Consider the following 21,122-nt stretch of genomic DNA (forward strand, 5'->3'; position numbering starts at 1 on the left):
TCGTCAGGGCATCGGATCGAGGCCGTGCAGGGGGAACACCGCTTGCCGGGTCGCCATGACCGCACGGTCAATGGGGTCCGCAGGATCATAACCACCGGATAGGTGTCTGAATTCCGGATTGCGGCCGTCTGTCATGGTAAGCGGTGGTGTCTCCCCCGTACGCTCGCGGACGAACCGCCGCCACGCCTCGGGGGTCGGCGTGGCCGGATCGATCGGATGCCCCGCCTGCTCGGCCATCAGGTGCGTCCACGCCCGCGGCACCACCTGCACCAGCTCGTAGCCGCCACCGCCGGTCGCGATCCACCGCCCGCCGGCCGTCTCGTGCGCCAGGCGGTGCAGCGCCTCGTACGCGATCCGCTGGCCGTCGAGGCTCAGCATCAGGTTGGCCAGCGGGTCGAGCGCGTGGCTGTCGCAGCCGTGCTGGGTGACCAGGATCTCCGGCCCGAACTCGTGCAGCAGCGGCGGCACCACCGCGTCGAACGCCCGCAGCCAGCCCGCGTCGCCGGTGCCGGCCGGGAGCGCGACGTTGACCGCCGTGCCGTCGGCGCCCGTCTCGTGCGGGAAGCCGGTGCCGGGGAACAGCGTGCGCGGGCTCTCGTGCAGGCTGATGGTCAGCACCCTGGGGTCGTCGTAGAACATCGTCTGCACGCCGTCGCCGTGGTGCACGTCGACGTCCACGTACGCGATGCGCTCCACGCCCTGGTCGAGCAGCCACGCGATGGCCAGCGCCGGGTCGTTGTAGACGCAGAAGCCGCTCGCCATGGCGGGCATCGCGTGGTGCAGCCCGCCCGCGACGTTGACCGCGTGCTCGGCCGCTCCCTCGTAGACCGCCCGGGCGGCGGCCAGCGAGGCCCCGGCGATGAGCGCGGAAGCCTCGTGCACGCCCGCGAACGCCGGGTTGTCGGTGGTGCCCAGCCCGGCGCTCATGTCGGGCAGGCCGGTGGCGGAGACGCGCTTGACGGCCTCGATGTAGCCGCGGTCGTGGATGCGGGCCAGCTCGTCGTCGGTCGCCGGGAGGCAGCCGGCCATCTCGACCTTGTCGAGCACGCCCATCTCGCGGGCCAGCGCCATCGTCAGCTCGACGCGCACGGGGGCCAGCGGGTGACTGGGGCCGAAGTCGTACGAGGTCAGATCGTCGTCCCAGATCACCCGTGCCGAACGGCTCATGCCAACCCCTCTGCCGCATGCCCTCGCCTTGCGGCCGACGTTACCGCAGCGCAGATCGCTGGTTGTAGACCGGCCTCAAGCGGCCGGTCGCTTGGCCGCCGATATCGACATGTCGTGACTTAGGGTTACCAGCGTGCGGGTGGCAGGGACGTTCCTGAGGATCGTGCGGTTCTTCCGCCGGCCCACGGTGTTCGACCGGACGCTGGTGATCTTGCTGTCCGTCATCCCGGTGATCGGCACCGTGGCCTTGGCCATGCAAGGCGAGACGGCACTCGCGCTCGGCAGCGCTCTGCAAGCAGCGGGCACACCGATCCTGCTCGTGCGCCGAAGCCGGCCGATCTACCCGGTCAGCGTGTTCACGGCCATCGACGCCGTCTTCACGCTGACCACCACCTCCCCCTTGCCCGCTCAACTGCCCACTCTCATCGCCTTCTACAGCCTGGGCCGCTACACCTCGGGCCGCGCGACGGCCATCTCTTTCGCGGCGACCTACGCCCTGGCCGCCGCCGCCACGGAGGTGGCCAAGCCCGGCATGTACTTCTGGGTGCCTTTGCTGTTCGTGTTCGGCCTGCTGGTGGGCTGGGGACAGCTCATCAGGCTCAGGGCCGAGCTGAGGGAGCGCGCCACCCGCGAAGCCGCCGACGCCGCCGTACGCGCCGAGCGGCGGCGCATCGCCAGGGAGCTGCACGACGTCGTGGCGCACCACATCACCGTGATCAACGCGCTGGTCGGCGGCGCCAGGGCCACGCTGCCGCCCGAGCAGGAGGTCACCAGGGAAGCCTTGGAGAGCGCCGAGCAGACCGCCCGCCAGGCCATGACGGAGATGCGACGGCTGCTCGACGTGCTCAGGGCCGACGGCAACGAGGGGCCCGACGCGGCGACCGGGGTGGGCGCCGCCCGGTTACCCGCGCTCATCAAGGAGGCCAGGGCGGCCGGGCTGCCGGCCGGCCTGACCGTGACCGGCGAGCCCGTCGAGCTGCCCGCCGCCGTGGACCACGCCGTGTACCGGATCGTCCAGGAGGCGCTCACCAACACCCGCAAGCACGCCGTGGGGGCCAGGGCGAGCGTGCGGCTGACGTACGAGCCCGACGCCGTGGAGGTCGAGGTGCTCGACGACGGCGTGGCCAAGGACGGCGGCGCGCCCGGCTTCGGGCTCGGCGGCATGGCCGAACGGGTGGCCTTGTGCGGCGGCCGGCTGACGACGGGTCCCAGACCGGAGGGAGGGTTCCGCGTGCACGCCCGCATCCCCTTGGAGAACGCATGACGGCCGGGAAACAGCAGCCGGCCGGGGAGCGCACGCAGATCAGGGTGCTGCTCGCCGACGACCATGCGCTCGTCCGCAGGGGCTTCAAGCTGATGCTGGAGGCCCAGCCCGATTTGGGCGTGGTCGGCGAGGCGGCGGACGGCGAGCAGGCGGTGGAGCTGGCCGGGCGGCTGCGGCCCGACGTGGTGCTGATGGACCTGCACATGCCCGGCATGGACGGCGTGCGCGCCACCGAGCTGATCACCGCCGGGCTGCCGCAGGTGCGGGTGCTCGCGCTGAGCACGTTCGACCTGGACGAGAACGTGGTCGCGGCGCTGCGCGCGGGCGCCGCCGGCTTCCTGCCCAAGGACGTCTCCCCCGAGGAGCTGATCGAGGGCGTGCGCGTGGTGCACCGCGGCGAGTCGGCCGTCGCGCCCCGGCTGCTGACCAGGCTCATCAGCACGTTCGTACGCAATAACCCGCCGCGCACTGACTCGACCGGCACTGTTCCGACCGGCACTGTTCCGACCGGCACAGTTCCGGCCGGCACAGTGTCGGCGGGTACTGAGCCCGCCAGGCGGCCGGGACTGCCCGAGCTGACCGCCCGCGAACGCGAGATCCTGGTGCTGATCGCGCGCGGCCGGTCCAACACCGAGATCGCCGCCGAGCTGGCCGTCTCCCCCTCCACCGTCAAGAACCATGTGACGAGCCTGTTCGCCAAGATCGGGGCGAGGGACCGGGCGCAGGCGGTGATCGCCGCGTACGAGGCGGGGCTCGTCCGCCCCGGAGAGTAGGACCACGCTCCCAGACCGCCGCCGTGCGAACGGTTCGCGGGCAGGAGGTAATCGGGCAGGCCCGGCGGCACGCTCAAATCATGACCGCCATCAGGGCAACGAATCTCAGCAAACGTTACGGCGACACCGTGGCGGTGGACGACCTGTCGTTCACCGTCGAACCCGGCCGGGTGACCGGCTTCCTCGGCCCCAACGGAGCGGGCAAGTCCACCACGATGCGGATGATCCTCGGGCTCGACCACCCTTCGGGCGGGTCGGCGCTCGTGGACGGAAAGCCGTACGCGGAGTTACGGCACCCGCTGCGCAAGATCGGCGCGCTGCTCGACGCCAAGGCCGTGCACGGCGGCCGCAGCGCCCGCAACCACCTGCTGGCCATCGCCCAGAGCAACGGCATCCCGGCCCGCCGCGTCCAGGAGGTGCTGGAGATCGTCGGGCTCGGCGGGGTCGCGGGGCGCCGGGTCGGCGGGTTCTCCCTCGGCATGGCGCAGCGGCTCGGCATCGCCGCGGCGCTGCTCGGCGACCCCGAGATCCTCATGTTCGACGAGCCGGTCAACGGCCTCGACCCCGACGGCATCCTGTGGATCCGCACGCTCATGCGCGACCTCGCGGCCGAGGGGCGGACCGTGTTCGTCTCCAGCCACCTCATGAGCGAGATGGCCCAGACCGCCGACCACCTCATCGTGATCGGCAAGGGCCGGCTGATCGCCGACACGAGCGTACAGGAGTTCATCGGGCGCAGCTCCCAGGGCTACGTACGGGTCCGCTCACCCCGCCTCACCGAGGTCGCCGAGCTGGTCAAGGTGGGCGAGCTGCACCACGACCACCTGCGGGTGACCGCGATGAGCACGTTGGAGATCGGCACGCTCACCGCGCGCGCCGGTCTGCCCCTGGAGGAGCTGACGTACGTGCAGCCCTCGCTCGAAGCCGCGTACATGGAGCTCACCAAGGACAGCCTGGAGTACTCGTCATGATGAACGTCATCAGGTCCGAATGGACCAAGATCCGCTCTGTGCGCTCCACGATGTGGTCGCTCGTCGTCACCGTGCTGCTCATGATCGGCTTCAGCGCGCTGATCAACGGATCGGCCCGCGTCAACGGCGACGGACCGCTCACGCTCGACCAGGCGCTGAACATCTCGGTCGCAGGAGGGCTGGTCGCCACGATCTCCCTGGCCGCGCTGGGCGTGCTGGTGATCTCCAGCGAATACCGTACGGGCGGCATCAGGACGTCCCTGATGGCCGTGCCGAACCGGTACAAGCTGCTGGCCGGCAAGCTGATCGTGTTCACCGCGACGGCACTCGTGGCCGGCGCGGTCTCCACGGCCGCCGCGATCGCCATCGGCCTGTCCATCACCCAGCCCACCGGGTTCGACCTCGCCGAGGTGGTCAGGGCCGGCGTCGGGAACACGCTCTACCTGACCGCGTGCGGGCTGTTCGGCTTCGGGCTCGGCACGCTCATCCGGCACACGCCGGGGGCGATCGTCTCGGCCATCGCCCTGATCATGGTGCTGCCGCAGCTCACGACCATGCTGCCGGGCGAGTGGGGCAGGACCGTCTCCGACTACTTCACCACCAACGCCGGCTCCCTGATCGTCGCGAACCGGTCGAACGACTCGCTGGGGCCGTGGAGCGGGTTCGGGGTGTACCTCGCCTGGATCGCCGTGTCGGTGCTCGCGGGGGCCGTCCTGATGCGACGGCGGGACGCCTGAACGGCTCGCCGGTGACGACGCGACGGCTTTAAGCGGCGGAGACCGGCAGGGCCGGCGGGGGCGCGTCACGCGGCGCGCAGGGCGGCGACCGGGTCCATGCGGCCCGCCCTGCACGCCGGAGCCACGCCGAAGAACATCCGACCACCACCGAAGCCGAGCCGGCGGTGACACGGCCGGGGCCTCAGCGCGAGCCGGGCGGCTCAGCCGGAGGCGAGTTCGCGGCTGCGGTCGCGGGCGGCCTCGATGGCGGCGAGGAAGGCCGCGCGTACTTTGTGGCGCTCCAGCTCGGCGATGGCCGCGATGGTCGTGCCGCCCGGCGAGGTGACGGCCTCCCGAAGGATGACCGGGTGCTCGCCGGAGTCGCGCAGCATCACCGCCGCGCCCACGATCGACTGCGTCACCATGTCGAGCGCCGCGGCGCGCGGCATGCCGAGCAGGATGCCCGCGTCGACCATGGCCTCGACGAGGTAGAAGAAGTACGCGGGCCCGCTGCCGGACAGCGCCGTGGCGGCGTCCTGCTGCGACTCGGGGATGCGCAGCACCTTGCCGACGGGACTCAGCAGCTCCTCGGTGAGCTTGAGGTGCTCCTCGCCGGCGTGCGCACCCGGCGAGATGACGCTCATCGCCTCGTCGAACCTGATCGGCGTGTTGGACATCACCCGCACGACCGGCACCTCGCCGCCGAGCCGCTGCTCCACGAACGATGTGGTGATGCCGGCGGCCGCGCTGATCACCAGGCTCGACGACGGCACGTAGGAGGCGATCTCGGCCAGCAGCGTGCCCATGTCCTGCGGCTTGACGGCCAGGATGAGGGTGTCGGCGGCCTTGGCGGCCTCGGAGTTGGAGACGACGCGCACGCCGTACGTCTCGCGCAGCGCCTGGGCCCGCTCCGCCCGGCGCGTGGTCGCCAGGATGTCGCCCGGCTTGAACCCGGCACGCAACAACCCGGACAGCAGGGCCTCGCCCATCTTGCCCGTGCCCAGAATCGCGATCATATTCGGAGCCCCTCGTACGGAACGAACGCGGATCTCGCAGCCTATCGGCTAGCGCCGCGACAGCAGCGAGCGCAGGAAGAAGGTGAGATTCCGAGGTCGCTCCGCCATGCGGCGCATGAGATAGGGATACCAGTCGGAGCCGTACGGCACGTAAACGCGTACCTGCGACCCCTGCCCGGCCAGGCGGAGCTGCTCGTCGGGGCGGATGCCGTACAGCATCTGGTACTCGAAGCCGGTGGCGTCGCGCCCGGCGAGCTCGGCGAGCGCGGCGGCGATGCGCAGCAGCCTGGGGTCGTGAGTGGCGACCATGGGGTAAGCGGTGCCCGCCATGAGCACTTTCAGGCACCGTACGTACGAGCGGTCGATGTCGGCGGGCTTGGTGTAGGCGCCTGGCGCGGTGTAGGCCCCCTTGCACAGGCGTACGCGGGCGCCGCCGAGCTTCTCGCACCGGTCGATCGAGTCGGGCAGATAGGACTGCACGACCACGCCCACGTCGGGGTGGCGGCGGCGCAGATCGGCGTGCACGGCGTGCAGGCCGGGGATCGTGTCGTGCTCTTCGGCGTCGAGCGTGACCGTGATGCCGCGTTCGCCGGCGGCGGCGCAGATGGTCTCGGCGTTGCCGAGCGCGAGCCGCTGCGACAGCCGCAGCCCGAGCGCGGTGAGCTTGACCGAGACGTCGGCCCCCGCGGGCAGCAGGTCGAGCAGCTCCAGGTAGTGGCCGACGGACTGCCGCGCCGCGGCCTCGTCGGTGATCTCCTCGCCGAGGTGGTCGACGCTGACCAGCAGCCCATGGCGGGTCAGCTCGCCGACCACGCGGGAGACGTCGTCGGCGACGTACCGCCTGACGACGTCCGCGGTGAACGGCGAGGTGGTGATGAACCGCTCGGCTCGCCGGCTCTTGGCGAGGGCGAGCATGGCCTGACGGAGCACGTGATCCACACTAATCACTGAACCCGGGCTGAGCACTGGTCCCGGCCCTGTTGAACCGCCGCGTGGCGGATTCCGTCGTAAGGGTATGCGGACTATGACAGCGACTCTCCTGGCCGGATGTCTGGCGCTCGTGGCGGGCTGCGCCTCCGAGCAGCCGGCGCAGCGGGTGGCCGCCACGACCCCGGCCAAGCCGCCGGTGGCGTCGGAGCCGGTCACCACCGCGCCCACGAAGAAGCCCGAGGCGGTCAAGCCGCAGGGCAACGCGATCAACGTGCGCAAGGTCCGCTGGACCAAGGCCAAGCCGGTGGCCAAGGGCCGTCAGGTCCAGCTCACGTGGTGGTCGGGGGTGGAGCCGTGCACGGTGCTCGACCGGGTGAAGGTGACGGAGACGTCCAAGAAGGTCACGATCACCCTGTACGAGGGCACCGCGCCCAAGGCCAGGAACATGGCCTGCATCATGATGGCGATCGAGAAGACGACCACGGTCAAGCTCAAGAAGCCGCTGGGCGAGCGGAAGCTCGTCGACGGCGCCAAGACCAAGTAGGCCATAGGCCCGGGGTTCGGGCAGGGAGCCGCTGCGGCGCTTCACGGGGTCCGGCACTGCGCCGGGCCCCGTTTTCGTACGTCCCCATGCGCAAGCCGCCCCGGCAGCCGTCCCATCAAGCGCGAGAACCACCCCGGCAGCCGTCCGTCCCCATGCGCGAGAACCCCCGGGCAGCCGTCCGTCCCCATGCGCAAGAACCGCCCTGGAAGCCGTCCGCGCGCCTGAACCGTCCCACGTGCCCCTGAGGCGACCCTGAGCCGACCCTGAACCTGCCCACGCCCGGAACCCTGAGGATGACCGCCCTCGTTGCCCCGAATGTGCGTCTTTACAGCTTTTTCTCCCTCTCGGGGGGAATGCATCGAGGCTCAGGGGGGTTGAGTCGAGTAGGCTCAAGTCGTTTGACAAAGGCGACACACATCCATAGCTTGAGTCGCAAGGACTCAACTTTGACTACAAGGACGTACTCATGGCACGTGCGGTAGGTATCGACCTGGGGACGACCAACTCCGTCGTCTCGATCCTCGAGGGCGGTGAGCCCACCGTCATCGCGAACGCGCAGGGCTCGCGGACCACGCCGTCCGTGGTCGCCTTCGCGAAGAACGGCGAGGTCCTCGTCGGTGAGGTCGCCAAGCGGCAGGCCGTCACCAACGTCGACCGGACCATTCGCTCGGTCAAGCGCGAGATGGGCACCAACTGGTCCAAGGAGATCGACGGCAAGAAGTTCTCGCCGCAGCAGATCAGCGCCTTCGTGCTGCAGAAGCTCAAGCAGGACGCTGAGGCGTACCTCGGTGAGAAGATCACCGACGCCGTGATCACCGTCCCCGCCTACTTCAATGACGCCCAGCGGCAGGCCACCAAGGAAGCCGGCCAGATCGCGGGCCTCAACGTGCTCCGCATCATCAACGAGCCGACCGCGGCGGCCCTCGCCTACGGGCTCGACAAGGAGCAGGACCAGACGATCCTGGTCTTCGACCTCGGTGGCGGCACCTTCGACGTGTCGCTGCTCGACGTTGGCCAGGAGGACGGTCACGGCTTCGTCGAGGTCAAGGCCACCTCCGGTGACAACCACCTCGGTGGCGACGACTGGGACCAGCGCATCGTCGACGAGCTGATCAAGCGGTTCCAGAACGCGCACGGCGTCGACCTGTCCAAGGACAAGATGGCGCTCCAGCGTCTGCGTGAGGCCGCCGAGAAGGCGAAGATCGAGCTGTCCGCGCAGTCCGAGACCACGATCAACCTGCCCTACATCACCGCCTCGTCCGAGGGCCCGCTGCACCTCGACGAGAAGCTGACCCGCGCCGAGTTCCAGCGGCTCACGGCCGACCTGCTCGAGCGCTGCAAGGGCCCGTTCCACCAGGTCATCAAGGACGCCGGCATCAAGGTCTCCGACATCGCCCACGTGGTGCTCGTCGGCGGCTCGACCCGTATGCCCGCCGTCACCGACCTGGTGAAGGAGCTGACCGGCGGCAAGGAGCCCAACAAGGGCGTGAACCCCGACGAGGTCGTCGCCATCGGCGCGGCCCTGCAGGCCGGTGTGCTCAAGGGTGAGGTCAAGGACGTCCTGCTGCTCGACGTGACCCCGCTGTCGCTGGGCATCGAGACCAAGGGCGGCATCTTCACCAAGATCATCGAGCGCAACACGACGATCCCGACCAAGCGCTCCGAGGTCTTCACCACGGCCGAGGACAACCAGCCGTCGGTGCAGATCCAGGTCTACCAGGGCGAGCGCGAGATCGCGGCCTACAACAAGAAGCTGGCCACGTTCGAGCTGACCGGCATCGCGCCGGCGCCGCGCGGCATCCCGCAGATCGAGGTCACCTTCGACATCGACGCCAACGGCATCGTCAACGTCTCCGCCAAGGACCTGGGCACGGGCAAGGAGCAGACGATGACGATCACCGGTGGCTCCGCGCTGCCGAAGGAAGACATCGAGCGCATGATGCGCGAGGCCGAGTCGTACGCCGAGGAGGACAGGAAGCGCCGCGAGGAGGCCGAGGTCCGCAACAACGCCGACGGCCTCGCCTACCAGACGGAGAAGTTCCTCCGCGAGAACGACGACAAGGTCCCGGCCGACATCAAGACCGAGGTCAACGACGCCCTGGCCGAGCTGAAGAAGGCTCTGGAGGGCACCGACGTCGACACCATCCGCACCTCGGCGGAGAAGCTCGCCACGGTGAGCCAGAAGATGGGCTCGGCCATCTACGCCGCCAGCCAGGGCCAGCAGGGCGCTGAGGGCGGCGCTCAGGACGCCTCGGCCGGTCAGGGCCAGAAGGCCGACGACGACGTGGTCGAGGCCGAGATCGTGGACGACGACCAGCCGAAGAAGGATCAGTGATGCCGCCTAGTGACCACGGGCACGAGGAGCCGGTGATCCGCGACAAGCGCAAGATCGACCCGGAGACGGGCCAGGTCAGGGAGCAGCCGCCCGCCGACGGCCAGGTGCGGCAGCCTCAGCAGGAGGCCGCCGCTCCGGCCACAGGACCGGCCGGCGAGCAGCCGCAGGAGCCGCAGGAGGACGAGCTGGCGGCCCAGCTCGCCGAGCGGACCGCCGACCTGCAGCGTCTCCAGGCGGAGTACGTCAACTACCGCCGCAGGGTCGAGCGCGACCGGGTCGCGGTCCGCGAGCAGGCCGTGGCCGCCACGCTGACCGAGCTCCTTCCCGTACTCGACGACATCGGGCGGGCCCGCGAGCACGGCGAGCTGACCGGAGGCTTCGCCAAGGTCGCGGAATCGCTGGAGTCCGTGCTCACCAAGCTGGGCCTCAGCTCCTTCGGGCAGAAGGGCGACCCGTTCGACCCGACCATCCACGAGGCGCTGATGCACAGCTACTCGTCGGAGGTGACCGAGCCGACCGCGGTCGAGGTGCTGCAGCCTGGATACCGGATGGGTGACCGGGTGCTGCGCCCCGCGCGGGTGGCCGTCGCCGAGCCGGGTGAGGACGCTCCAGCGGCGTCCGATGACGACCAAGAAAACTGACAACAAGGACGAAGGGCCGTAGATGAGCACCAAGGACTACCTGGAGAAGGACTACTACGCCGTCCTTGGTGTGCCCAAGACCGCCACCGCCGAGGAGATCAAGAGGGCCTACCGGAAGCTGGCCCGCCAATATCACCCCGACACCAACCAGGGCGACGCCGCCAAGGAGAAGAAGTTCAAGGAGATCTCCGAGGCGTACGACGTCCTGTCCGACGCCAAGCGCCGCAAGGAGTACGACGAGGCGCGCACGCTGTTCGGGTCCGGGGTGGGCGGCCAGCGGGTCGGCGGTGGCGGTTTCCCGTTCGACTTCGGTGACCTGTTCGGCGGCACCGGCCCGCAGGGTGCAGGGAGCGCGGGCGAACGGCTCGGCGACCTGTTCGGTGGGCTGTTCAACCGGGGTGGCGCCCGCACCACCGGCGCCACCCGGGCGCGGCGAGGCCAGGACATCGAGTCCGAGGTGACGCTGACGTTCACCGAAGCCGTCGAGGGCACCACCGTGTCGCTGAGGCTGACCAGCTCCGCCGCCTGCACCGCGTGCAGCGGCACCGGCGCCAAGGCGGGCACGACCCCCAGGGTCTGCCCGACCTGTGAGGGCACCGGCGCGGCCAGCCGCAACCTGGGCAGCTTCGCCTTCTCCGAGCCGTGCCGCGACTGCAAGGGCCGCGGGCTGATCGTGGACGACCCCTGCCCCGTGTGCGACGGCAGCGGGCGTGCCAAGAGCACCCGCACCATCCAGGCGCGCATCCCGGCCGGCGTGGCCGACGGCCAGCGGGTCAAGCTCAAGGGCAAGGGAGCGCCGGGCGAGAACGGCGGGCCGGCCGGAGACCTCTACATTCAAACCCACGTCAAGCCGCACGCCGTCTTCGGCAGAACGGGCGACAACCTGACCGTCACCGTTCCCGTGACGTTCACGGAAGCCGCCCTCGGGGCCGAGATCAAGGTGCCGATCCTCAACGGCATGCCGGTCACCCTGCGCATTCCCGCCGGCACCCCCAACGGACGCACGTTCCGCATCCGTGGCAGGGGTGTCAGGAGGAAGGACGGCACTCGGGGCGACCTGCTCGCCACCGTCGAGGTGCTCGTGCCGAAGACGCTCGATGACAAGTCGCGCGAACTCCTCAGCGAGTTCGCCAACGCGACCGCGGGCGAAGACCCGCGCGCCGAGCTGATTCAGCGAGCCAGAAGCGAGTGAGCGGGGATGGACGCCAACTACTTCGATCTGTCAGACGACACCCCTGTCTATGTCATATCGGTGGCCGCGCAGCTGTCGGGGCTGCACCCGCAGACCCTGCGGCAGTACGACCGGCTCGGCCTGGTCAGCCCCGGCCGCACGGCCGGGCGCGGCCGCCTCTACTCCACAAGAGACATCATCCAGCTCCGTGAGGTGCAGCGGCTCTCTCAAGAGGAGGGCATCAACCTCGCGGGGATCAAGCGGATCCTCGAGCTTGAGAACGAGAACCTCCGGCTGCGCGAGGAAGTGCACCGCCTGCGCGCCGAGATGGCGATGATCAAGGCGTTGATCCGCTACCAGTTGCCACCGGGGGCCTGAGAATATGGACTACAAGCTCACCCAGAAGAGCCAGGAAGCGCTCTCGGGTGCCGTTCGGCGCGCCGCCGCCGAGGGCAACCCCGAGGTCGCTCCTGCTCATCTGTTCAGCACGCTGCTCACGCAAACGGGGGGCACGGCCGTTCCGCTGCTGGAGGCCGTGGGCGCCGACTGGCGGGCGCTGAAGGCCCGCAACGAGGAGCAGCTCGCCACGCTGCCGAAGGCGCAGGGCGCGACGGTGGGGGCGCCGTCGACCTCGCGCCAGCTGCTGACCGTGTTGAACACCGCCGCCCAGCACGCCAACCGGCTCGAAGACCTCTACGTCTCGACCGAGCACCTGCTGGTCGGCCTGGCGGCCGACGGGGGTCAGACGGCCGAGCTGCTGAAGTCCCAGGGCGCGACGCCGCAGGCGCTGCTCGACGCGTTCGAGAAGGTACGCGGCCACGCCCGCGTCACCAGCGAGACGCCTGAAGACACCTACCAGGCTTTGGAGAAGTACGGCGTCGATCTGACCGAGCGCGCCCGCGCCGGCAAGCTCGACCCGGTCATCGGCCGCGACACGGAGATCCGCCGCGTCGTCCAGGTGCTCAGCCGCCGCACCAAGAACAACCCGGTGCTCATCGGCGAGCCCGGCGTCGGTAAGACCGCCGTCGTCGAGGGCCTGGCCCAGCGCATCGTGGCCGGCGACGTGCCCGAGTCGCTGCGCGGCAAGCGCCTCATCTCGCTCGACCTGGGCGCGATGGTGGCCGGTGCGAAGTACCGCGGCGAGTTCGAAGAGCGCCTCAAGGCCGTGCTCTCCGAGATCAAGGAGAGCAACGGGCAGATCGTGACGTTCATCGACGAGCTGCACACCGTCGTCGGCGCGGGGGCCGCCGAGGGTTCGATGGACGCCGGCAACATGCTCAAGCCCATGCTCGCCCGCGGTGAGCTGCGCATGATCGGCGCGACCACGCTCGACGAATACCGCGAGCGCATCGAGAAGGACCCGGCGCTCGAGCGCCGCTTCCAGCAGGTCTACGTCGGCGAGCCGTCGGTCGAGGACACCATCGCGATCCTGCGCGGGCTCAAGGGCCGCTACGAGGCACACCACCAGGTGCAGATCGCCGACAGCGCGCTGGTCGCCGCCGCCGCGCTGTCCGACCGCTACATCACCAACCGCTTCCTCCCCGACAAGGCCATCGACCTGGTCGACGAGGCCGCCTCGCGGCTGCGCATGGAGATCGACTCCCGTCCCGTGGAGATCGACCAGCTCCAGCGCAACGTCGACCGCATGAAGATGGAGGAGCTCGCGCTGTCGAAGGAGACCGACGAGGCCTCCGTCCAGCGGCTCGAACGCCTGCGCCGGGAGCTGGCCGACCGCCAGGAAGAGCTCAACGCCCTGGTCGCCCGCTGGGAGCAGGAGAAGGCCGGGCTCAACAAGGTCGGTGAGCTGAAGAAGCAGCTCGACGAGGCGCGCAGCGCCGCCGAGCGGGCCCAGCGCGACGGCGACTTCGAGACCGCCTCCCGGCTGATGTACGCCGAAGTGCCGCGGCTCGAACAGGCGCTCAAGACCGCCTCCGAGGCCGCGCAGCCGGAGAACGCGATGGTCAAGGAGGAGGTCGGCGCCGACGACATCGCCGAGGTGATCTCCTCGTGGACCGGCATCCCCGCCGGGCGGCTGCTGGAGGCCGAGACGGCCAAGCTGCTGCGCATGGAGGAGGAGCTGGGCAAGCGGATCATCGGGCAGCGGCAGGCCGTACAGGCCGTGTCCGACGCCGTACGCCGCAGCCGCGCCGGCGTCGCCGACCCCGACCGGCCCACGGGCTCGTTCCTGTTCCTCGGCCCGACCGGTGTCGGCAAGACCGAGCTGGCCAAGGCGCTCGCGGAGTTCCTGTTCGACGACGAGCGGGCGATGACCCGCATCGACATGAGCGAATACTCCGAAAAGCACAGCGTGGCCAGGCTCGTCGGCGCGCCTCCCGGCTACGTCGGCTACGAGGAGGGCGGCCAGCTCACCGAGGCCGTCAGGCGGCGCCCGTACACCGTGGTGCTGCTCGACGAGGTGGAGAAGGCGCACCCCGAGGTCTTCGACATCCTGCTGCAGGTGCTCGACGACGGGCGGCTGACCGACGGCCAGGGCCGCACGGTCGACTTCCGCAACACCATCCTCATCCTGACCTCCAACATCGGCTCGCAGTACCTCGTCGATCCGAGCCTGGAGAACGGCGCCAAGCGCGAGGCCGTCATGGGGGCGGTGCGCAGCTCGTTCAAGCCGGAGTTCCTCAACCGGCTCGACGACGTCATCCTGTTCGACGCGCTCGGCTCCGAGGAGCTGGCGCAGATCGTCGACCTGCAGGTCGACCGCCTGGCGCGGCGTCTTTCCGACCGCCGGCTGCGGCTGGAGGTCACGCCCGCCGCCCGCGAGTGGCTGGCCCTCACCGGCTACGACCCGCTCTACGGCGCCCGCCCGCTGCGCCGCCTGGTGCAGTCCGCCATCGGCGACAAGCTGGCCAAGGCCGTGCTGTCGGGCGAGATCGTGGACGGCGACACGGTCAAGGTGGAGCTCGGCGACGACGAGCTGCTGATCCAGCGCGCCGCCTGACGCTCGCGGCCGTGCTCTTCGAGCACGGCCGGTCGGCTCGCCACGGGGCCGCTGCGGCGACCGACTGCCATGTCCGGCGCCTGACGTTCGGCGCAGGATGTTCTGCGCATGACGTTCCACGCATGACGTTCGACGCATGAAGAAGCCCGGAGATCTGCGAGATCTCCGGGCTTCGGCGTGTCATGACCGGGTCATCGGGCCCGGCGTTCGGTAAGGTTCGCCCCACTCTTCGGACAAGCCGCCTCCCCCGGTCGAGATCGCTGACTACGTTGTGCGTTCGTCAGTGCACCGACATCGATGAGGGGGACGTGCGGTGTCATTCCAGAAGATCCGGAGCACGATCGCCGTGGTCGCGGTGGCCGCGGGCGTCAGCTGGCTGTGCGCCGGTCCTGCGGCGGCCCGGACCTGCACCCGAGCGGAACCGGCGGCACTGCCCCTGACCCACTGCGGGCACCACACGGACATCGCGCTCGACGACCCTGGAATCGGCGCCTCGCGGGTGGTCACCACGGAGACGAACAGGCTGGCCATGGCGGCCGGTGAGACGGCCAGGCGGCTCGGCCTGACCGGCCTCGCGACCGGCAAGCGGGCCCTCGGCATGAGCGACCTCGGCGGCATCGCGGCGACGTGGGGCATGCCGTCCCTGGCGGGCTCGCCCACGCTGCTTCCCCTGGTGCCGGAGCCGCTCACGATGAAGGACCTCGCCACCATGCGCAGCGTCCCCGCGCTGCCCGAGCTCCCCCGGGTGCCGCTGACCGGCAGGCCGCCCGCGGGCAAGCACGGCGCGGGCAAGCATGCACGCAAGGCGCCCCCGCCCGCCACCGTCGCCGGCACCCGGCTCGACTCGCCCGCCAATCTGCACGAGCCGGTACGCCAGGTCGGCTCCCAGGTCATCAGCGAGCTGCTGCCCAAGGCGTTCGAGACCCTGGAAGGCACCCGCTTCGCCCCCAGCGGCGGCTCCATCATCAGCGGCTTCAGCAGCCTAGGCGGCCTCACCCAGGCCCTCCCGCTCCCCCTGGGCTGACCCCGGCGCTGAACGCGCTCAGAGACCGCACGCGGCCCTGAGCGCTCCCCACGGGGCTCAGCCCGGTCTCACCGGCTCGGAGCCGCGCCAGGGGAGGACTGAGCGGCACGCGCGACGCTGGAGCACCCCCACGTTCTCGCCACGCCGCGAGGCCGAGTTGCGCTGGCCCTCGTACGTCCCGTTCCGGCCCCTCACCGGGGCCGAGCGATAAGCGCTCCTCACCGGCACTCACCGGAGCCGGGCGGAGCTCCTCACCCCGGCGTCCGCCGGATCCGAGCGGCGACGCCTCCTCGCCGCTGACGCCGGAGGTGAGCCACTGTCCGGGCGCGGGTCGTGCCTGCCGCGCCCGGCCTCCAGGCCGGAGGGACCAGGGCAACCCGTCCCTCCGGCCACCCCCTCCACATGCCCCACGAAACGGCGCTAGAGGGCCGCGCAACCCGCAACGCTGTGCTCAACCCGCAGGCTCGTGCGCCACCCAGCCACCACCGCGCCGGCCGCACCCGGCGCGGGCTTCGCCGTCAATGACCCCAACGCGACCGTCATCCCGACCCACCGGCCGCACCGGCGCCGGACATCACGCGGCCCACCCCAGGAGCTGCGCGGTTCGCCTGCTCAGCTCCTGCACAAGCACCACGGGATTACTCACTCACCCACCCCAGGCACCACGTGGTTCGCCCGCTCGCCCCCACGCCGGGCACTCCGGGAAGGTACGCCCCGCGGCCCGGCACGGTGCGGGGCGTCGGAACGTTCCGCCGGAAGCCGCCGCGTACCCGACCCGATCCCCGGCTGCGGGCACGGCTCAGGGAGCCCCGCCACGAGCGGCGGGGCTCGCCAGGGCGCGCGGTCGTCAGGAGACGAGCTCGTCGAGCTCGTCCTCAGGCAACCCGAGATCGACCCGGATGCGGTAGCGGGTGCGGAGCACCGCCACCTGCTCTGGATCGTTCTCATCGCAGGCGAGGGCGGCCTGGGTGGCCCATTCGAGCCCCCCTTGCAGGTCGCCGTACGCCACGAGCGTCTCGGCGATCGTGTGAGCGGTCGCCGTGGAGACGTTGCCTTCCGCGCGTATCGTCTCGATGATCTCTCTAGCCTCGTCCGGCCGATCGAGCTCGAAGAGCGTGTCGGCGATGCCGGCACGCGCGTCGAAACCCGCATCGCCGCCGTCCTCGACCGCGAGCTGGAAGCACTCCATCGCGCGGGCGGGCTGCCCGGCCGCTCGCCACTCCTCAGCGGCGAGGACCAGGATGGAAGCCCTGGAGACGTCGCCGGACGAATAGTCCTGAGCGACGTCGTACAGCCGACGGGCCAGGGAACTGTGGTCGTCGGCCAGCAGGGCCTGCTCGAGCAGACGATCAAGGTGCTCACGGGTCACATGCGCCACACCGCGAGACTACCGAGCCACCCGGCCGTTTGCCCGGTCAATCCGCATCGCCGGTCACGTGCAAATTCGGTAACGTCTCGGCCAATCCAGCGCACGGAATGCGTATTCGCCCAGGTCATCGGGCATATAGGCGTCACTCAGCCGCCACAGCGAGCGGAGGGACTGTGATGGGCATGTCCAAGCAGACGACCTTCACGCTGGCCTGTGCCGTGGTGTTGGCGGCCCTTGGGCCAGGGGTGGCCGGCTACCTGTCGGCCCGCCTGGAGTCCATCGAGGCGGCCGAACGCAACCTGCGCGCACTGGAGACCCGGCTGCAGATCCGCGAGGCGAGAGAGGCACGCCCGGCCTCGCTCTCGGGCGCATGCCGAAGTACGCCGGCCCCGCCCCAGCTCCAGGACATGCCCGCGACGGCGCTGGCGGAGCAGGAGGAGGCCGAGCGATGGCTGCCCGAACTGCCTGAGCGGCCGGGCATGGTCCGCTACTGACCCGGTGCCGCTACTGGCCCGCCACGGGCTCCTTGACGGGCTCTTTCACCTGCTCCCCGACGCGCTCCTTCGCGGGCGGAGCGGCGGGCGACCAGGATCGGAGCTGCCGGGACAGAAACCCTCTGATGAGGTGTTTGGCGGCGTCGATGATCTCGGGCGCGCCCTGCGGGTCGCGGCGGAAGGCCAGTTTCAGCACCGCGTCACCGGCCTCGACCGCGACGAGTACGGCGAGGTCGAGTGAAGGGCTGTCGGCCAAGCCGAACTCCTTGAGGAACAACCCGCGCAGCCGTCCGGCGATCACGGCGTTGTTGTCGGAGTCGGAGTCGAGCAGGTTGAGATCGACGGCGTCGCCGAAGCGCAGGCTCTTGAAGCCGGCGACGGTCCTGTGCATGTCGACGTAGATGTCGATGATCGCGTCGACGGCCTCCCACCAGCCGCGATAGTCCTCTTCGAGGAACCGGCGATCGACCCTGCGGACGAACTCCTCGACGTTGCGCCTGGTGAGCTCTTGGGTGATGGCGCGCTTGTCGGGGAAGAACTGGTAGACCGATCCGATCGCCACTCCGGCGCGTTCGGCGATGCGGGTGGTCGACAGGGCTTCGTAGCCGATCTCGTCGAGGAGCTCGGCACACGCGTCGAGCATCCGCTCGACCCGTCGGGCGCTGCGGCGCTGTGATGGCTGCCGCCTGAGAGCTTTCGGCGGGACGCATGCGTCGTCCATTTGCTGCGGCGAGAACACGAAACCATCTTCTCCCGTAGGGGCGATCTTTACCTGCCGAATTCCGGAATCCTCGTAGGAGAGCTCAAGCGGGCGAACCCGCGGAGGGCTCGAGGCGAAATCCGCGACAGGGCATACCCGATTTTTCCCTCCACGTTCATCGGAACGACCGCCTGATTACGGTGCACCGCGCGCAATATGTACGCCGCCACCCGCTTCGGCGGGTCTCGCGCCGCGCCAGCGCCCGCACGGCCGCCCCGCGCAGCCCTTCGTCCGTGTACGTGGCGTTGCCCGCGATCCCCGTCGAGACGAAACCCGGACAGATGACGCTGACCCCGATGCCGCGCCCGGCCAGCTCGGCGCTGAGGCAGTCGCTGAGCGCCTTCAGGGCGGCTTTGGACACCGTGTAGGCGGGCAGCAGCCGGGTCGGCACGAAAGCGGCCAGGGACGCCGCGTTCACGATGTGCCCGCCCGCGTACACGGTCGGCCGTGGCGGCGCCGAAGAGCCGGCAGCCGTGGATGACGCCCCGCAGATTGACGTCGAGGCCCCTGCGCCAGTCCGCCACGGTGTGATCGAGGAACGCGCCGGCGACCGCGATACCGGCATTGTTCAGGTCAATGTCCGGTACCCCATTTTCGGTGATGATTTTTCGCGCGAAGTCTTCCATCTGATCGCTATTCGCCACGTCCACTCGCATGGCGTAAGCCGTACCGCGAATATTCTTCGCAATAGCGTCGGCCGTCTGCTTCGCCGCGCCGATGTCGATATCCGCGCAGACCACCCGCCCGCCGTACGTCCCCTGACCGCACCCGCCACATCCTGGCCTCCTATTGGACGAACCATCCAATAGACGAGGCCGACAAGACCACCCCGACCACCCCACGCAGGCCACCGCGAACCGGCCGCACCCGCCGGCCGCGCCCGGAGGTGCGCGTCACACGGCCCCGCCGTCCCCGCGTCAGGCGGGCGTGCGGAGAAGAGCCCCGGCCCCCATCACTCCGATTCGGGGCGGGCGGACAGTCCCGTGCAGGAGCGCAGCGCCTTCCAGTCGGCCACCGCGCGGGTCCTGGCGGCGCCCGTCATCGGCACCGGCACTCCCCCTTGGATGGTGGCCGGCGTCCAGACGTCCTTGAGTATCCGCCGCCCGTTGATGGTCAGCGTCAGTACGCCGGTCCTGCCGGTGGTGGCGGGGTCGGAGTTGTAGAAGACGAAGTTGCCCATGCCGTAGTTGATGTAGGCGTCGTCCAGGTAGCCGGAGCCGAGCAGGATGTGCGCGTGCCCGCCGACCACCACGTCGGCGCCCGCCTTGACCAGCTTGGGGGCGAGCGAGCGCTGCGCCTCGTTGGGGCACTTCTGCAGCTCGGTGCCCCAGTGCAGGTGGACGATGACGGTGTCGGAGTTCTTGCGCGCCTGCTTGACCGCCTTCAGCAGCGCGGCCTCGTTCTTGGCCGAGGCGAGCCCGCCCTTGGTCGACGTGGCCGTCCACGCCTGGATGAACTCCGCGTCCATCACCTGGGTGGCCCCGATGATCGCGACCCGGTTGCCGTTCACGGTCTTGCGATAGGGCCGGTACGCCTCGGTCGCGTTCGCCCCGATGCCCACCACGGGGAACTTGGCGCGCTTGATCGCCTTCAGCGAGTCGGCGAGCCCGCTCTCCATGTAGTCCATGCCGTGGTTGTTGGCCATGGACGCGACGTCCACCCCGGCCGCCTTGAGCGCGGTGAGCGCGCTGGCCGGGGCTCTGAACGTGTACTGCTTGCCGGGCGCCGGCGTCCCTCCTGTGGTGATGGCGGTCTCCAGGTTCACCATCGCGAGGTCGGCCTTGCGCAGCACGCTCGCGATCGGCCCGAGCGCGGTGCGCGGGTTGGCGAGCCGGGGACGGAGGATCCCCTCGAAGTGCACGTCGCCGCCGAAGGCGATGGTGTACGGCCGCCGCTTGGGCTTGGGCTTCCTGGTCGGCTCGCTGGTCGGCTCCTCGGCGGCCTGCCGCTGGACCTCCTTGCGCTGCGGCTGCCGTTCCGGCTCAGCTCCCGGGATGGCCGAGCAGGCGGCCACGGAAAAGAGCGCAGCGAAAACCGGGAGGGCACGGGGGAGTCTCATATGCCGCCACTTCCGCTCGAAACCTGACTTTTCGGGATCGAGCATGCCATGCAGGGCGGTTTACCGGGGAGCCTCCATGAGCTTGGACATCGCCGTACGAGTCGGGTCATCCATCGGCGTATAGACGAGCATCCGCGTTTCCGGCACCGTGGTGAAACTCGTCACACTGAAGCGCAGCAGCCCGTGCTCGACGTGCTTGAACGCCTTCTCCCGCGACCCCGCCTCGGCCACGTCCTGCCGGGCCCACAGCCGCGCGAACACCGCGCTTTCGGATTGCAGCCGGCGTACGAAGTCCTGCCAGCACGGGTCGTCGGAGTGCCGGCTGTAGGCGCCGCGGAAGACGGCGACCAGCCTGGCCAGCTCCTGGTCGTGATCGACCAGCATGAGCGTGGTCGAGGGGCGCGTGCACAGCTGCCAGAGCTGGTTGCGCTCACCCTCGGGAGCGGAGCAGACCTCGGGGAAGAGCGCCGCGTACGCGTCGTTCCAGGCCAGGGCGTCGCACCGGCCGTTGGAGATGACGGCGGGCATGTCACCCATGCGGTCGAGAATGACCTGCATCTCGGGCGTGATCTGCCCGGAGCTCGCCGGCACCGGATCCGCGACGTGGCCGGCCAGGCGGTAGAGGTGCTGCCGCTCGGCGCTGTCCAGGCGCAGCGTACGCGCGATCGCGTCGAGGACCTGCGGGCTGGCGTTGATCGGCCGGCCCTGCTCCAGCCACGTGTACCAGGTGACGCCGACCCCGGCGAGCTGGGCGACCTCCTCGCGGCGCAGCCCGGGGGTGCGCCTGCGCGTGCCCGGCGGCAGATCGACCATCTCCGGCGTGATCCGCGCACGGCGGGAGCGCAGGAACGCCGACAGATCCGTACGTCTTGCCTCAGCCACCTGCATTAATCCACTATGCGTGACATCTGCGGCACTTAGCCAGTTACTCC

At 70.1% G+C, this 21,122-nt stretch carries 19 protein-coding genes and 2 pseudogenes; 12 read left to right on the top strand and 9 right to left on the bottom strand.

The window, feature by feature from the left end:
• Positions 1–3: 3 nt before the first annotated feature.
• Positions 4–1,167: an acetoin utilization protein AcuC gene (locus WBK31_RS34215; RefSeq protein ID WP_364062229.1), complete on the bottom strand. Its 1,164-nt coding sequence runs from the start codon at positions 1,165–1,167 to the stop codon at positions 4–6.
• 133 nt (positions 1,168–1,300) lie between these two features.
• Between WBK31_RS34215 and WBK31_RS34220 the strand changes: the two genes are divergently transcribed.
• The 4 genes from WBK31_RS34220 to WBK31_RS34235 all read left to right on the top strand — a co-directional run bounded on the left by WBK31_RS34220 (position 1,301) and on the right by WBK31_RS34235 (position 4,912).
• A complete protein-coding gene (locus WBK31_RS34220) occupies positions 1,301–2,431 on the top strand; it encodes a histidine kinase (RefSeq protein ID WP_364062226.1) in 1,131 nt (376 codons plus the stop codon).
• Positions 2,428–3,204, top strand: a complete 777-nt coding sequence (locus WBK31_RS34225; protein WP_406673757.1) for a response regulator — start codon at positions 2,428–2,430, stop codon at positions 3,202–3,204. Before WBK31_RS34220 ends, WBK31_RS34225 begins: the two co-directional genes overlap by 4 nt.
• Positions 3,205–3,284: 80 nt before the next feature.
• Complete coding sequence (locus WBK31_RS34230) at positions 3,285–4,175, top strand: ABC transporter ATP-binding protein (protein ID WP_378785962.1); 891 nt, start codon at positions 3,285–3,287, stop codon at positions 4,173–4,175.
• On the top strand, positions 4,172–4,912 hold the full coding sequence (locus tag WBK31_RS34235; protein ID WP_364062218.1) for an ABC transporter permease subunit: 741 nt from the start codon (positions 4,172–4,174) through the stop codon (positions 4,910–4,912). Before WBK31_RS34230 ends, WBK31_RS34235 begins: the two co-directional genes overlap by 4 nt.
• 200 nt (positions 4,913–5,112) lie before the next feature.
• On the opposite strand, the gene proC is transcribed toward WBK31_RS34235, so the two are convergent.
• Positions 5,113–5,907 carry a pyrroline-5-carboxylate reductase gene (proC, locus tag WBK31_RS34240; protein ID WP_364062215.1) on the bottom strand — a complete coding sequence of 265 codons (795 nt, stop codon included), beginning with the start codon at positions 5,905–5,907 and terminating at the stop codon, positions 5,113–5,115.
• A gap of 48 nt (positions 5,908–5,955) precedes the next feature.
• Positions 5,956–6,837 (bottom strand): proline dehydrogenase family protein, encoded by an 882-nt coding sequence (locus WBK31_RS34245; RefSeq protein WP_364062212.1) that lies wholly within the window; start codon positions 6,835–6,837, stop codon positions 5,956–5,958.
• A gap of 94 nt (positions 6,838–6,931) precedes the next feature.
• On the opposite strand from WBK31_RS34245, the gene WBK31_RS34250 reads away from it, so the two are divergent.
• The 7 genes and pseudogenes from WBK31_RS34250 (at position 6,932) to WBK31_RS34280 (ending at position 15,508) form a co-directional block, all read left to right on the top strand.
• On the top strand, positions 6,932–7,381 hold the full coding sequence (locus tag WBK31_RS34250; RefSeq protein WP_364062209.1) for a hypothetical protein: 450 nt from the start codon (positions 6,932–6,934) through the stop codon (positions 7,379–7,381).
• A gap of 466 nt (positions 7,382–7,847) precedes the next feature.
• A complete protein-coding gene (gene dnaK / locus WBK31_RS34255; protein WP_364062206.1) occupies positions 7,848–9,716 on the top strand; it encodes a molecular chaperone DnaK in 1,869 nt (622 codons plus the stop codon).
• On the top strand, positions 9,716–10,357 hold the full coding sequence (gene grpE, locus WBK31_RS34260; protein ID WP_406673758.1) for a nucleotide exchange factor GrpE: 642 nt from the start codon (positions 9,716–9,718) through the stop codon (positions 10,355–10,357). Before dnaK ends, grpE begins: the two co-directional genes overlap by 1 nt.
• Positions 10,358–10,379: 22 nt before the next feature.
• A complete protein-coding gene (gene dnaJ / locus WBK31_RS34265; RefSeq protein WP_406673759.1) occupies positions 10,380–11,549 on the top strand; it encodes a molecular chaperone DnaJ in 1,170 nt (389 codons plus the stop codon).
• Between the two features lie 6 nt (positions 11,550–11,555).
• Positions 11,556–11,879 (top strand): annotated as a pseudogene (locus WBK31_RS34270) (heat shock protein transcriptional repressor HspR); the annotation flags it as partial.
• A 31-nt stretch (positions 11,880–11,910) separates the two neighbouring features.
• Positions 11,911–14,484, top strand: coding sequence for an ATP-dependent chaperone ClpB (clpB, locus tag WBK31_RS34275; protein WP_364062197.1), 2,574 nt, complete (start codon positions 11,911–11,913; stop codon positions 14,482–14,484).
• Between the two features lie 313 nt (positions 14,485–14,797).
• On the top strand, positions 14,798–15,508 hold the full coding sequence (locus WBK31_RS34280) for a hypothetical protein (RefSeq protein WP_378785959.1): 711 nt from the start codon (positions 14,798–14,800) through the stop codon (positions 15,506–15,508).
• Between the two features lie 847 nt (positions 15,509–16,355).
• On the opposite strand, the gene WBK31_RS34285 is transcribed toward WBK31_RS34280, so the two are convergent.
• Positions 16,356–16,886: a tetratricopeptide repeat protein gene (locus WBK31_RS34285; protein WP_364062191.1), complete on the bottom strand. Its 531-nt coding sequence runs from the start codon at positions 16,884–16,886 to the stop codon at positions 16,356–16,358.
• Between the two features lie 173 nt (positions 16,887–17,059).
• On the opposite strand from WBK31_RS34285, the gene WBK31_RS34290 reads away from it, so the two are divergent.
• Positions 17,060–17,371, top strand: a complete 312-nt coding sequence (locus WBK31_RS34290) for a hypothetical protein (RefSeq protein WP_364062188.1) — start codon at positions 17,060–17,062, stop codon at positions 17,369–17,371.
• Positions 17,372–17,381: 10 nt separating this feature from the next.
• Here WBK31_RS34290 and WBK31_RS34295 read toward each other — a convergent pair whose 3' ends face one another.
• From WBK31_RS34295 to WBK31_RS34315, 5 genes and pseudogenes are all read right to left on the bottom strand, one after another.
• Positions 17,382–18,014 (bottom strand): TetR/AcrR family transcriptional regulator, encoded by a 633-nt coding sequence (locus WBK31_RS34295; protein ID WP_364062185.1) that lies wholly within the window; start codon positions 18,012–18,014, stop codon positions 17,382–17,384.
• A 232-nt stretch (positions 18,015–18,246) separates the two neighbouring features.
• Entirely contained in the window at positions 18,247–18,549 is a 303-nt protein-coding gene (locus tag WBK31_RS34300) for an SDR family NAD(P)-dependent oxidoreductase (RefSeq protein ID WP_378785956.1), read from the bottom strand.
• A gap of 70 nt (positions 18,550–18,619) precedes the next feature.
• A pseudogene (locus tag WBK31_RS34305) lies at positions 18,620–18,982 on the bottom strand (SDR family oxidoreductase); the annotation flags it as partial.
• Positions 18,983–19,083: 101 nt separating this feature from the next.
• Entirely contained in the window at positions 19,084–20,190 is a 1,107-nt protein-coding gene (locus tag WBK31_RS34310; protein ID WP_406673760.1) for a CapA family protein, read from the bottom strand.
• Positions 20,191–20,250: 60 nt separating this feature from the next.
• Positions 20,251–21,078 (bottom strand): helix-turn-helix transcriptional regulator, encoded by an 828-nt coding sequence (locus tag WBK31_RS34315; protein WP_364062176.1) that lies wholly within the window; start codon positions 21,076–21,078, stop codon positions 20,251–20,253.
• Positions 21,079–21,122: the final 44 nt, after the last annotated feature.

The organism is Nonomuraea sp. N2-4H (genome assembly GCF_045291505.1).
In the GTDB taxonomy this organism is placed as follows: domain Bacteria; phylum Actinomycetota; class Actinomycetes; order Streptosporangiales; family Streptosporangiaceae; genus Nonomuraea; species Nonomuraea fastidiosa.